The sequence below is a fragment of the Stenotrophomonas maltophilia group sp. P373 genome, assembly GCF_053295075.1.
Map to the genome: position 1 here is coordinate 3,576,871 of NZ_CM129994.1, position 12,013 is coordinate 3,588,883.

At 67.1% G+C, this 12,013-nt stretch carries 12 protein-coding genes; 4 read left to right on the forward strand and 8 right to left on the reverse strand.

The genetic code is table 11. The features are described from left to right. Nucleotides 1-254 precede the first annotated feature (254 nt). On the forward strand, nt 255-2,282 hold the full coding sequence (locus ACSYHF_RS16575) for a sodium-translocating pyrophosphatase (RefSeq protein WP_447575816.1): 2,028 nt from the start codon (nt 255-257) through the stop codon (nt 2,280-2,282). Between the two features lie 119 nt (nt 2,283-2,401). On the opposite strand, the gene ACSYHF_RS16580 is transcribed toward ACSYHF_RS16575, so the two are convergent. Next, nucleotides 2,402-2,845 (reverse strand): YbaN family protein, encoded by a 444-nt coding sequence (locus ACSYHF_RS16580; RefSeq protein ID WP_329845765.1) that lies wholly within the window; start codon nt 2,843-2,845, stop codon nt 2,402-2,404. A gap of 31 nt (nt 2,846-2,876) precedes the next feature. Continuing rightward, on the reverse strand, nt 2,877-3,464 hold the full coding sequence (locus ACSYHF_RS16585; protein ID WP_095377961.1) for a biliverdin-producing heme oxygenase: 588 nt from the start codon (nt 3,462-3,464) through the stop codon (nt 2,877-2,879). Nucleotides 3,465-3,573: 109 nt separating this feature from the next. On the opposite strand from ACSYHF_RS16585, the gene ACSYHF_RS16590 reads away from it, so the two are divergent. Further along, complete coding sequence (locus tag ACSYHF_RS16590) at nt 3,574-3,831, forward strand: DUF2789 domain-containing protein (RefSeq protein WP_032954498.1); 258 nt, start codon at nt 3,574-3,576, stop codon at nt 3,829-3,831. A gap of 78 nt (nt 3,832-3,909) precedes the next feature. Here ACSYHF_RS16590 and ACSYHF_RS16595 read toward each other — a convergent pair whose 3' ends face one another. The 5 genes from ACSYHF_RS16595 to ACSYHF_RS16615 form a co-directional block, all read right to left on the reverse strand. Further along, nucleotides 3,910-6,828 (reverse strand): TonB-dependent receptor domain-containing protein, encoded by a 2,919-nt coding sequence (locus ACSYHF_RS16595; protein WP_447575817.1) that lies wholly within the window; start codon nt 6,826-6,828, stop codon nt 3,910-3,912. 255 nt (nt 6,829-7,083) lie between these two features. Beyond that, nucleotides 7,084-8,019 carry a FecR family protein gene (locus ACSYHF_RS16600; protein WP_447575818.1) on the reverse strand — a complete coding sequence of 312 codons (936 nt, stop codon included), beginning with the start codon at nt 8,017-8,019 and terminating at the stop codon, nt 7,084-7,086. A gap of 103 nt (nt 8,020-8,122) precedes the next feature. Continuing rightward, the gene (locus tag ACSYHF_RS16605) at nt 8,123-8,623 is read right to left on the reverse strand and encodes an RNA polymerase sigma factor (protein WP_111129432.1); all 501 of its coding nucleotides are present in this window, start codon (nt 8,621-8,623) and stop codon (nt 8,123-8,125) included. 84 nt (nt 8,624-8,707) lie between these two features. Further along, nucleotides 8,708-9,163 (reverse strand): hypothetical protein, encoded by a 456-nt coding sequence (locus ACSYHF_RS16610; protein ID WP_005419074.1) that lies wholly within the window; start codon nt 9,161-9,163, stop codon nt 8,708-8,710. 35 nt (nt 9,164-9,198) lie between these two features. After that, nucleotides 9,199-9,690 (reverse strand): hypothetical protein, encoded by a 492-nt coding sequence (locus ACSYHF_RS16615; protein ID WP_005419076.1) that lies wholly within the window; start codon nt 9,688-9,690, stop codon nt 9,199-9,201. A gap of 184 nt (nt 9,691-9,874) precedes the next feature. Here ACSYHF_RS16615 and ppa point away from each other — a divergent pair, with 184 nt between their 5' ends. Together ppa and ACSYHF_RS16625 are read left to right on the forward strand one after the other, a co-directional pair. Beyond that, nucleotides 9,875-10,411, forward strand: a complete 537-nt coding sequence (gene ppa, locus ACSYHF_RS16620; RefSeq protein WP_005410935.1) for an inorganic diphosphatase — start codon at nt 9,875-9,877, stop codon at nt 10,409-10,411. Between the two features lie 152 nt (nt 10,412-10,563). Continuing rightward, nucleotides 10,564-11,685, forward strand: a complete 1,122-nt coding sequence (locus tag ACSYHF_RS16625; RefSeq protein ID WP_049413685.1) for an HDOD domain-containing protein — start codon at nt 10,564-10,566, stop codon at nt 11,683-11,685. A 59-nt stretch (nt 11,686-11,744) separates the two neighbouring features. On the opposite strand, the gene ACSYHF_RS16630 is transcribed toward ACSYHF_RS16625, so the two are convergent. Continuing rightward, nucleotides 11,745-11,954 carry a hypothetical protein gene (locus tag ACSYHF_RS16630; RefSeq protein WP_014648325.1) on the reverse strand — a complete coding sequence of 70 codons (210 nt, stop codon included), beginning with the start codon at nt 11,952-11,954 and terminating at the stop codon, nt 11,745-11,747. Nucleotides 11,955-12,013: the final 59 nt, after the last annotated feature.

Here is a 12,013-nt window from a genome sequence, read left to right on the forward strand (position 1 = left end):
GCAAAGGCCGTTGGCTCGCCAATCATGCCCAGGGCCCGACGGCATGCGCCGCGGCTCCCAGGAGCCAGTCGAGCATGGCTCGACTCTACAAGTGGCGGCACGCATACTGCGGGCACCAGGGAACGCTGAACACCGCCATACGTCGGACGACCGCCAAGGTCGGTACGGGTTGGTTCCAGGCTGCAGCCCGTCGTCCCCCTCGTGGTGCCGTTCATCGCCACTGGATGCCTACATCCATTCTGCGGAGGGGTCTAATGCTGGAACGTCACGGGCTGTCACTGGCGCTGGGCTGCGCCATTCTCGCGATCCTGTTCGGAATCGTCTCGGCGCGCTGGATCCTGCGCCAACCCACCGGCAATGCGCGCATGATCGCGATCGCCACCGCGATCCAGGAAGGTGCGCGTGCCTACCTCAACCGCCAGTACCTGACCATCGGCGTGGCCGGCGTGGTGCTGTTCGTGCTGGTCGGTGTGTTCCTCAGCTGGTACACCGCGATTGGTTTTGCAGTCGGCGCGGTGCTGTCCGGCGCCGCCGGCTACATCGGCATGAACGTGTCGGTACGCGCCAACGTGCGTACCGCAGAGGCGGCGCGCAACGGCATCAGCGCGGCGATGGACGTCGCCTTCCGCGGCGGCGCGATCACCGGCATGCTGGTGGTCGGGCTGGGCCTGCTGGGCGTGGCCGGCTACTACGCACTGCTGTTGCAGATGGGCCTGCCGATGGAACAGGCGCTGCACGCGCTGGTCGGCCTGGCCTTCGGCTCCTCGCTGATCTCGATCTTCGCGCGCCTGGGCGGCGGCATCTTCACCAAGGGCGCCGACGTGGGTGCCGACCTGGTCGGCAAGGTCGAAGCCGGCATTCCCGAGGACGATCCGCGCAACCCGGCGGTGATCGCCGACAACGTCGGTGACAACGTCGGCGACTGCGCCGGCATGGCGGCCGACCTGTTCGAGACCTACGCGGTGACCGTGATCGCCACCATGCTGCTGGGCAGCCTGATGCTGGCCGAAGCCGGTGCCAACGCGGTGCTGTATCCGCTGGTACTGGGCGGCGTGTCGATCATCGCGTCGATCATCGGCGCGCTGTTCGTCAAGGTGAAGCCCGGCGGCTCGATCATGGGCGCGCTCTACAAGGGCGTGATTGTTTCCGGCGTGCTGGCCGCCATCGCCTTCTACCCGATCACCACCGGACTGATGTCCGACAACGTGCATGGACCGATGGCGCTGTATGGCTGCGCGCTGATCGGCCTGGTCCTGACCGGCCTGATCGTGTGGATCACCGAGTACTACACCGGCACCCAGTACAAGCCGGTGCAGCACGTGGCGCAGGCGTCGACCACCGGCCACGGCACCAACATCATCGCCGGACTCGGCATCTCGATGAAATCCACCGCGCTGCCGGTGGTGGCGGTGTGTGCGGCGATCTGGGGCGCGTTCGCACTGGGCGGCCTGTACGGCATCGCCATCGCCGCCACCGCGATGCTGTCGATGGCAGGGATGATCGTCGCCCTCGATGCCTACGGCCCGATCACCGACAACGCCGGTGGCATCGCCGAAATGGCCGAGCTGCCTTCGGAGATCCGCGACATCACCGACCCGCTGGATGCGGTGGGCAACACCACCAAGGCCGTGACCAAGGGCTACGCGATCGGCTCGGCGGCGCTGGCGGCACTGGTGCTGTTCGCCGACTACACCCACAACCTGCAGGCAGCCAATCCCGGCCAGGAGTTCCGCTTCGATCTCAGCGACCACACGGTGATCATCGGCCTGTTGATCGGCGGCCTGATTCCCTACCTGTTCGGTGCGATGGCGATGGAAGCGGTCGGCCGCGCGGCGGGCGCAGTGGTGGAAGAAGTGCGCCGCCAGTTCCGCGAGATTCCCGGCATCATGCAGGGCACCGGCAAGCCGCAGTACGACAAGGCGGTGGACATGCTGACCCGCTCGGCGATCCGCGAAATGATCGTACCCTCGCTGTTGCCGGTCGCCGTGCCGGTGGTGGTCGGCCTGCTGCTGGGGCCGCGCGCACTGGGCGGCCTGCTGATCGGCACGATCGTCACCGGCCTGTTCGTGGCCATTTCGATGACCACCGGCGGCGGCGCCTGGGACAATGCCAAGAAATACATCGAGGATGGCCACTTCGGTGGCAAGGGCAGCGAAGCGCACAAGGCCGCAGTGACCGGCGACACTGTTGGTGACCCGTACAAGGACACCGCCGGCCCGGCGATCAACCCGCTGATCAAGATCATCAACATCGTGGCGCTGCTGCTGGTGCCGCTGCTGTAGATCCACGCGACGCGTGGATGGCAGGCTCGACGGGGTCAGAACCCTTTCCTGCGGAAAGGGATCCGACCCCGATGGCGGTCACCGCCCGCGCAGGAAGAACCACACGGGCACCATCACGTTCACCGGGTCGCCGGCCACCTCGGGCGGCGGCGGGCCGCGCGAGGATCGTTGGCGTCGTCCACTTCCACGACCGGATGGGGCTCCGGTCGCGGTGCCGGCCGGCTGAGCACGTAACCGGCGCTGGCGGCAAAGAACAGGCCCACGCCGAGCAACAGGCGCCACGACGGATGCGCGCCCCAGCAGAACAGGGCAAAGCCCGCCACCATGCCTGCGCTGGCAAACGCCTTGCCCTTGCCCGACACGGCACCCTGCTCGCGCCACAGCCGCAGCGACGGGCCGTAGCGTGGATGCGCCAGCAGGCGCTGCTCGAACTTCGGCGAGCTGCGCGCGAAGCAGCCCACCGCGAGGATCAGGAAGATGGTGGTCGGCATGACTGGCAGCAATGCGCCGATCACCCCGAGGCCGACCATCAGCCAGCCCAGCGCGAACCAGAGCCAGCGCATCAGCGCTGCACCTGCGGGCGCGCGCCGCGCATCAGGCGAATTCCACTTCGACGTGGCGGTACACGCTGCGGAACGCAGCGTCGGCTGCATCGATCACCTGCTGGTCCTGCTCGGCACTCAGCGGCACCGCGTCCAGCACAGCGGTGAACTCGCGCCAGTGGCGCGCTGTGCCATCGGGATGGGCGGCCAGGTGGCGGGCGCCGAAATCACGGTGCAGGCCGAGCCTGGCCGCCATCTTGTACAGAAGGGTGCCACCGAGATTGGAGCCTTCGGCCACGTACAGCCAACCCAACGCAGTCGGCAGCGCGAGGTCCGAGGGCAGCGCGTCGATGTCCGCGCCAGGCAGGGCCTGCTCCAGGTCCTGCAGGTCGCGTGCGACCTGTGTCAGGCGCCGGCGCTCTCCAAGATCGGGCAGCAATGCGCCCAGGGCAGGGTTGGCATACAGCGCATCGATGCTGCGGTGGAAGCGATACTGCACGCGCAGGAAACGGGCGAAGTTGCTGCGGTCGGCGAAGATGTCACCGGCCATGATGCGCTTGTCCAGCGCACCGTGGCTGTCGCGGGTGGCGGCCTTGAGCCGCAGGCTGCGGCTGTTTTCGGGAGCGATGTGTGCGTTCATGGGGGAATGCCAGGGGGGTCGTCCTGCTGTAGACGTCCGCCGCGGGGGTTTCCCCAAGCCCATGTGTGCCGATAATGGGGCCATCCCCTTCTTCCACCCGGAACCGATGATGATCACCACCGAACCGCGCATGACCAACCTGTTCCTGCAGCTGGGCCTGGACGCCAGCGCCGAAGGCATCGCCCGCTTCATCCGCGAGCACCAGCTGGCCACCGACGTCGAAGTCGTCGAGGCGCCCTACTGGAACGATGCCCAGCGCCAGTTCCTGGCCGAGTCGCTGCAGGCCGATGCGGCATGGACGACCGTGGTGGACGAGTTGAACGAGTCGCTGCACGAAGATGCGGTGAAGGCCGCGACCGGGCTGTAAGCGGGTTACGCACGCTCGCTGGGGTCGGATCCCTTTCCACTGGAAAGGGATCCGACCCCACCGCTCATCCGCGACCGATCAGTACTTCCAGGTCAACGCCAACCGCGCGGTGCGGCCCGGTGCCGGCATCACGCCCAGGGCCAGCGGGTCCAGGTAGTAACGGTCGGTCAGGTTGTCGACGCCGGCTTCCACCGACAGCTGGTCGTTGAAGCTCCAGCTGGCGAACAGGTCGACCAAGGTGTTCGGCCGGTACAGCTGCTGGATCGCCGACAGGCCCACGTTCCAGTCCTTGTCCAACTTGCTGATGGGGCCAGCGTTGTGGACCATGCGGGCGCCGAAGGTCAGGCGCTCGTCGAACAGGCGCGAGCCCAGGATCAGGTTGACTGTGTAGCGCGGCGGGTTCTGGGTGTTGGTGTACGAGCCCTCGAAGCCACCGTCCACGCAGTTGGGTGTATTGGCCAGCTCGTCGTTCCTGCGCTGCGCGCCATAGGCACGACGCTCGGCGGCGATGTCCGGCGCGCAGGTCTTGGCCTTGACATAGTAATGCGCGGACAGGTCGGCGAAGACCTTGCCGCTGTCATAGCTGGACTGGAATTCCATGCCCGAGACCTTGAACTGATCGACGTTGCGGATCAGGCCGGCCGAAAGCGTGCGGTAGTCACGGGTGATCAGGTCGTCGATGCGGGTATCGAAGTACGCCAGCTTCAGCGCCAGGCGGTCGCCAGCGGTAAACAGGTCGTAGCGGAGGGTGCTGGCACCGATTTCCCAGCTGCGCGCGCGCTCCGGCTTCAGCTCACCGACCGGCTTGGCAGCGGTGAACAGGCCCAGCGTGGTCTCGAACAGGCTCGGCAGCTTGGTGCCTTCGGCGTACTTCACGTAGACCAGGGTGTCTTCGCTGAAACGGTAGGCCACGCTGGCGGTCGGCGAGAACGCGGTGTCGCGACGGCGGATCGGCTGCGACCAGCTCCAGCTGACCGGCACTTCCAGATCCTGCGGCTTGCCGACGTCGTAGAAGTTCCAGCCGGCGATGTCGCCCACCGTACCCTTCTTGTACGGCGAGGCCAGCAGCGAGGCCTGGGTGAAGTTGCCGTTGGCATCCGGATACCAGTTCAGCAACGCGATGCGCTTGGCGCGCCACGAGGGCAGTGCCGGGTTGCCGTTGAGCAGCTCGGTGTAGCGGTACTGGCCCTGCACCTCGTAGGCATCGGGCGTGGCCAGCCGGTTGCGGTCGTGCACGTCCACCCGGTTCCAGCGGCCACCGGCCAGCAGCTCCCAGTGTTCGTCGGGCTGCCACTTCAGCGCGGCCACGGCGCTGTATTCCTTGCGCTCGGCATTACGCAGGAAGCGGTTGTTGACCAGGTCATCGTGCATGATCGGGCCCGAGCTGCCCGGGGTGATGTCTTCGTCGCTGTAGGACAGGCCGTAGTCGAGCGTGAACGCACCGGCGCGGGTGTCGAACCTGGAGGTATTGCTGGCATCCAGGCCGAAGCGCTTCTGCCGCAACGGATTGCGGTAGGCATCCTTGTAGCCGGGATCGCCACTGAAACTGGGCGCGTCATACCACTCTGTGCGGCGGTCGAAGTACCACGGGGTGATGCCGGTCAGGCTGTTGTACATCACGCTGTCGGTGTCGGTGTACGCAGCGTTGACGCGCAGGTCGATCAGCCCGCTGTCCGGATTGAAGCGATAGCGCAGGGTGTAGCTGTCCATGTCGACGTGGCCCGGGTCCCACTGCGGGATGCGGTCACGGTCGACGCGGATGATCTGCGAGGCCATGATCTCGCCGGCCGTGCCTTCATAGCGGCGGTAGCCGGCTTCCAGGCTCTGCGTGTCATCGATGCGCCAGGTGCCCTTGAGCAGCGCCGACTTCGAACGCGAGGAGGTATTGAACACTTCGGTACGCGGCGGATTCAGCGGCGCCAGCGTACGACGGGTCTGCGGGAAATCATCGTAGCCGTGCTTGCCGGAGAAGTAGTTGCCGTTGTCCCGGTACGCGTAGGCCGCAACCAGGTCGAAGCGGTCCCAGTGACCGGCACCGGCCACGTTGAAGAACTGGCTGCCGGTAGCGCTGCGATCGCTGCGCGGCGCCGCACTGTATGACGGCAGGTTGTTGGCACTGCCATTGGCCAGGCCACCGCGCACGCGCACGCCGAAGTCGCGGCCCTCGCGCAGCACGTCACCGATCTTCAACGTCTCCATCTCGACCACGCCGCCGATGCCACCGGACGCGTTGGCCTGCAGGCTCGGGCCCTTGGTGATGGTCAGGCTGGAGATCAGGTCGGGGTCGAGGTAGGTGCGCTGTGACTGGCCCGCATAGCCGCGGTAGGTGTCCATGCTGGACTGGCCACCGTCGATGATCACCGGTACGCGGCCCTGGCCCTGGATGCCACGGATGTTGACGTCGAAGCCGTTGCCCACGCGCGGATCACCGGCGGTGACACCGGCCACCCCCTTGACGATGTCACCGTTGGAGGTGCCGCGGAAACGCTCCAGATGCGTGCGGTCGAGCGTGGTGGTCGAACCCACGCTGCGATAGCTGTCGAGCAGGCGCGCTTCATCGTTGTTCGCACCGCTGTCGACGCGGTCGCCGGCCACACTCAGCGTGTCGGTGACGATCACACCGCTGTCGGCCGGCACCGGCGTTGCTGCCCCCAGAGTGGCCGCATCGGCGCTGACCCGGCGCACCGCCACGCCACTGCCCTGCAGCAGGCGCTGCAACGCCTGGTCGGCCGACAGGCTGCCGCTGACCGCGTGGGAGGTTACGCCGTGTGCCAGCGATGCGGGGTACACCACCTGCACGCCGGATTGGCGCATGTAGCTGCGCAGGGCCTCATCCAGCGGTTGTGCAGGAATATCAAAGCGCAGTACGGCCGCGTGCTCGCTGCGGGCGCTCTGCGCCAGTGCGGGTGGCGTCGTACTGGCCAGCCCGGCGGCAAGCAACGCAATGCACAGACGGGACGGGCGCAGTACGCGGCCCGAGCGGTGGGAGTCGAACATGGAAGAACCTGTCAGGTAATCGGTGCCGCGAACGCGGCGTCATCCGCAACACGGGCGGACACGGCGACGTACGTGGCGACGGCGGGTACGTTCGCCGGGTAAGACGGCTGGGCGCGCGACAACCCCAAGAGCGATTTGCGGTCACGGGCGATGCCGACGTGGCGCGGGTGGGTGCCGACCGCTGGTCGGCCGGTGGTAGCGGTGGGTGCCGACCGATGGTCGGCACAGAGACGCTCATCCACGCGTGGCGTGGATCTACTGCACGATGGCGACGCCGAATGGAAGACGAGTAACCTGAAGACCTGCCGTTACCGCCAGCGCGTCCAGCGCCTGTTCCGGGCGGTCGATGCGCAACGCAGCACTCACTGCAGGCAGACGTGACAGATCGCCGCGCACGAAGGTCGGCCCCGCGCGATAGCGCCCCACCCACTGCAACGCATCGGCAACGGGGACCTGCTCCAGCAGCAGCTCGCCCTGGCGCCAGGCGCCGACGCTGTCGGCGGTCACGTCAGCCCGTCGCATCACCCCGCCACGTTCAGTGTAGACGGCACGCTGCCCCTGCTGCAGGTAGGTCCAGCCACCGTCGGCCGGGCTGGCCACGCGCACCCTGCCCTGCCCAACCTGGGTTTCCACCCCGTCGTCGCCACGCGCCACGGTGAACGCGGTCGAGATGTCCTCGACCAGGCCATTGCCGGCGCGCACGCTGAAACGCCGCTGTGCATCCGGGCTGACCTCGAACCAGGCGCGCCCGCGCAGCAGCTCGACCTCGCGGGCGTTCGCATCGAAGCGCACGGCAATCGCACTGTCCGCATCCAGCACCGCCCGACTGCCATCGGGGAGCCGCACGTGCTGCACCTGATGCGTGCTGCGATGATCGGACTGCAGGCGCAGCCACGCCTCCGGCCATGCCACCAGCATCGCCAGCATTGCCGCCACAGCCATCGCCCAGCGCAGTCGATGCGGCCCACGCCATCGGCTGGCCCCGGCGGCCTGTGGGCGCGGCCCGACACTGCGCCACAACGCGCGCTCGTGTTCGAAGGCCCTGCGGTGCCCCGGCTGTTGCAGCCAGTGCTCGAACGCCTGCATGCGTGCATCGCTGATGTCACCCGAGGCCAGCCACGCGATCCAGTCCCGGGCCTGTTCGGCCAGGGCATCGTCATTGGCGGCGGGCTGCATGTTCGGCGGGCTCATCGGCTGGCGGACAGGCGCATTCAAGCGCAGGCGGGGAACTAGACCGCATCCACGGTCCAGTGATCAAGACGTCTGCGCGAAGGCCAGCCCCAAGCCGGCGCGCTCATCGACCGCTGCGCGCCCAGGCCAGGCGCTGCAGCGCGGAGCGCACATGATTCTCGACGGTGGTCACCGACACCCCCAAGCGGCGTGCGATCTCGGCCTGGGTGAGGCCCTGCAGGCGGTTGAGCCGGAAGATGGTGCGGGTCGGCTCCGGCAGGTGACCCGCCGCATCGAGCACCCGCTGCAGCTCATCCTGTGCCATGGCCTGCTCCTCGGTGGAGATCACCTCGTCGGCCCCCCACAGGTAGTGGTCGGCCAGCAGCCGGTTGCGGCGGCTCGATTCGCGGCCGTGGTCAGTTGCAAGGTTGGCGGCCAGCCGATACAGATAGGCCCGCGGATTGTCGATCGCCTGGCTGTCATCGACCCCTCGCGCCTTGAACCAGACCGCCTGGATCACGTCCTCGGCGCCGTTGTCGCCCCCGAGGATGCGCTGCACCCGGCGCAGCAGCGCGGGCCGCTCGCGGATCAGCAGCTCAGTGAGGGAGGCAGCATTGGAGGGCATGCGCGGAGCCGGGACGACAGACGGGAGGCACCGCGCATGCTACTCCGGCAATGCGAATAAGTCACATTCTTGTCTATGCCGGGACTACAGGCAATCAACCAGTGCGTCGTAGGTATTGGCTTTCGTGCCGGGCAGCGGCGCGTGCAACGCATCGAACCCGTCCCCCGTTTCCCACACCTGCAACAGGGTTTCCAGGCGTGTTCCTGTTGCCAGCGGCAGCACGCAGGCATAGCGTCCGCGGTTGACCGTGATCAGGCCGCTGGGCTTTACCCTGGTGTTGCTACCAGCGAAGGTCCATACACACTGGACAACCACCCCCGTGGCCTGTTCCACGGAACAGCGCAGGCGCATGGCCCACAGATTGATGTACTCGCCCTCGCAGAAGGTATCGCCACATACCTCATCGAAGCCACGCACCAGTTGCCGCTCGGCAGCAAGGAAACGCTCGTGGCCGCCCCCCGGGCCGGCGTAATCCCGCGCATCGACGAACGCAGGCGCAGCCTGCGCGACACCGGCGCACGGCAGGCTGACAGACAGCACGCCACACAACAGCCAGCATCTACGGAAGCTCCCCATCAGCCCACCCTCCCCTGCGTGCGCAGGCATTCAGGCAACCCATCGAAGATGCCGTGGTCAAGCCCAGGCAAAGGCGCGGTCAGGCCGCCCGGCGCTTCCAGGGAGGCGTAGAACGCGTCGACGGGCACCCCGGGCTGCATTTCGACCGGACAGACCCAGCTCCCGTTGTCGATCCGCACGTGTCCCGTGTCGGGCTCAACCTCCAGCTCGCTGGCGGCCACCACCCAGACACAGCGCTGCACGGTGCCGCGGTGGGCGAGCACGGCGCAGCGGAACTCCATCACCCGGTAGTTGCTGTAATCACCTTCACACAAGGTGTCGGCACACCATGCGGCGAATTCGCCGGCGACCGCGTCCTCCAGCGCAAAGGCACGGTCCCATCCGGCCTCGTCGGAGGGATAGTCAATCAGGTTGACATGCAACCCGCGCGCGAGCGCGGGCAGCGGCGCCAGCAGCAGCAAGGCACAACAGCCCAAGCGGTTCCAGTTCATGGCAAGTCTCCTTGGCAAGGACGTCCAGCCTGCCGCGGGGACCGGGTCGAACCCATCGGGAAACCCCGCCCCACCCGCTCCGCCAGGGGCGGGCGCGCAGGTCGGCCCAGCCCTACCCTGCACAGCGCCCGGCAAAGGCATAAAATGGTGAGCTATCCGTCTATATCCCCACCTGGAGCACACCATGGGCCTGGAACTCGTCTCGCCCGGCAAGAACCCGCCGGAAGAAATCAACGTCATCATCGAGATCCCGAAGGACTCGGAGCCGGTGAAGTACGAAGTGGACAAGGAAACCGGCGCGATCTTCGTCGACCGCATCCTGTCCACCCCGATGCGCTATCCGTGCAACTACGGCTACGTGCCGAGCACCCTGTGTGGCGACGGCGATCCGGCCGACGTGCTGGTGGTGCTGCCGCTGCCGCTGGTGCCGGGCTCGGTCGTGCGCTGCCGTCCGGTCGGTGTGCTGAAGATGAGCGATGAGGCAGGCAGCGACGAGAAGATCCTCGCCGTGCCGGTCTCGAAGATCTTCAGCGGCTACGCCCACGTCGAAGACATCGCCCAGGTCTCGAGCCACTGGCTGGAGCGCATTGGCCACTTCTTCGAGCATTACAAGGATCTGGAGAAGGGCAAGTGGGTCAAGCTGGACGGTTGGGGTGGCGCCGCTGAGGCCAAGCAGATCCTGATCGAGGCGCACCAGCGCCATCTCGACAGCAAGGCCTGAGCCTGAACCGGATCGCTCCGGCGATACCCCGCCGGAGCGATGCGGGTCACGTTTCATGATGACGGCACATCACTCTTGCTGCCGTATTAGGTAAATTGCGTCACTTCACACGTCATCGACATCCATCGTCGAGACAGCCAGGGGAATGTGTCGTGCGTATTCTGCTTGTTGGGGATGCAGCCAGCCTGCCGGCTGAGCTGACCGAATTCATTGCCGATCTTGGGGAAGACTGGCAGCCGCTGACCGCCGCCGATGGCCAGACCGCGATGACCGCGGTGGCCACGCAGGGTGTGGACGCGGTGATCGTCTGCCCGCAGTTGCCCGATCTCAATGCCACCACGCTGCTGGGCCAGATCCGGACACTGCGCCCGGAAACCATCCGCATCGCGCTGGTCGATGCACACCATGGCAACCGCCCGCCGCCGGCGCGCCTGATCGGTGTCGCCCACCGCTTCCTGCCGCTGCCGCTGGCGCCGGAAGTGCTGCTGGAGGCATTGACCAGCCTGGAAGAACTGCGCGAAGTGCTGGACAGCCCGCGCCTGCGCGATGCCATCGGCCGTATCGAGAAACTGCCATCGCCACCGCACCTGTACCTGAGCCTGACCCAGGCCCTGGAACATGACGATGATACCGACAGTGCCGATGTGGCCAAGCTGGTCGCCGCCGATCCGGCCATCGCGGCCAAGGTGCTGCAACTGTCGAACTCGGCGTTCTTCAGCCAGGGCCGCACCATTGCCGACCTGCGCACTGCGGTCACCCGGCTGGGCCTGGCCACGCTGCGTGACCTGGTGCTGGCCAGCGAAGTGTTCTCCGCGCCGACGCTGTCAGCTGCCGAGCGCAACTCACTGCAGCAGCGCGCCTTGCTCGCCTCGCGGCTGGCCGCACGCCTGCTGCCCGAGTCCAGCGCCGAACTGGGGGCGACTGCCGCACTGCTGGCCGACATCGGCCTGCTGCTGCCCGGCGTGCGCAACGAGCGCAGCGAGCCCGCGCTGGCCGGCGATACCCGCCCAGGCCATGCCGAAGCCGGCGCCTACCTGCTGGGCCTGTGGGGCCTGCCGATGCCGATCATCGAAGCGGTGGCCTTCCACCTGCAGCCGCAGCGCGCCAACACCCGCAGCTTCTGGGTGACCGGCGCGGTGCACGTGGCCCTGGCGCTGGTCAATGGCGATCCGGTGGACGAGGACTACCTGCAGCGTGCAGGCGTGCTGAACAAACTGCCGCAATGGCGCGAGCACGCCAATGCACTGATGGGACTGGTGCCCAGCGACGCCTGAGCGTGCTGGATGATGTCCGGACGACAGAGGGCGCACCCACACGGTGCGCCCTTTCCTTGTCAGCGGGTACCGCAGGCATCCTGCACGCAACGCCGGTACTGCGACTCGCAGATGACCGGTGACTTGCCACTGGCCAGGCACTGCTGGCGGAACTCTTCGCAATAGAGCCCGCCACCACAGACACCGAGGCCCTGCGCGAACACCGCGCCCACCAGCGTTGCATAGATCAATGCAGCCGCCGATGCCTGGCGCAGCAACGTGTTCTTCATACCCCTCTCCACATGCGAGCGTCCGGTATTGGACCTCCTGACTGTGTCGATTGCGACAC

Coding starts and splice junctions, on each gene's coding strand:
- ACSYHF_RS16590 (WP_032954498.1), top strand. CDS start 3,574: ATGATCACCACCGAACCGCGCATGACCAACCTGTTCCTGCAGCTGGGC.
- ACSYHF_RS16600 (WP_447575818.1), bottom strand. CDS start 8,019: ATGAGCCCGCCGAACATGCAGCCCGCCGCCAATGACGATGCCCTGGCC.
- ACSYHF_RS16595 (WP_447575817.1), bottom strand. CDS start 6,828: ATGTTCGACTCCCACCGCTCGGGCCGCGTACTGCGCCCGTCCCGTCTG.
- ACSYHF_RS16630 (WP_014648325.1), bottom strand. CDS start 11,954: ATGAAGAACACGTTGCTGCGCCAGGCATCGGCGGCTGCATTGATCTAT.
- ACSYHF_RS16575 (WP_447575816.1), top strand. CDS start 255: ATGCTGGAACGTCACGGGCTGTCACTGGCGCTGGGCTGCGCCATTCTC.
- ppa (WP_005410935.1), top strand. CDS start 9,875: ATGGGCCTGGAACTCGTCTCGCCCGGCAAGAACCCGCCGGAAGAAATC.
- ACSYHF_RS16585 (WP_095377961.1), bottom strand. CDS start 3,464: ATGAACGCACACATCGCTCCCGAAAACAGCCGCAGCCTGCGGCTCAAG.
- ACSYHF_RS16605 (WP_111129432.1), bottom strand. CDS start 8,623: ATGCCCTCCAATGCTGCCTCCCTCACTGAGCTGCTGATCCGCGAGCGG.
- ACSYHF_RS16580 (WP_329845765.1), bottom strand. CDS start 2,845: ATGCGCTGGCTCTGGTTCGCGCTGGGCTGGCTGATGGTCGGCCTCGGG.
- ACSYHF_RS16615 (WP_005419076.1), bottom strand. CDS start 9,690: ATGAACTGGAACCGCTTGGGCTGTTGTGCCTTGCTGCTGCTGGCGCCG.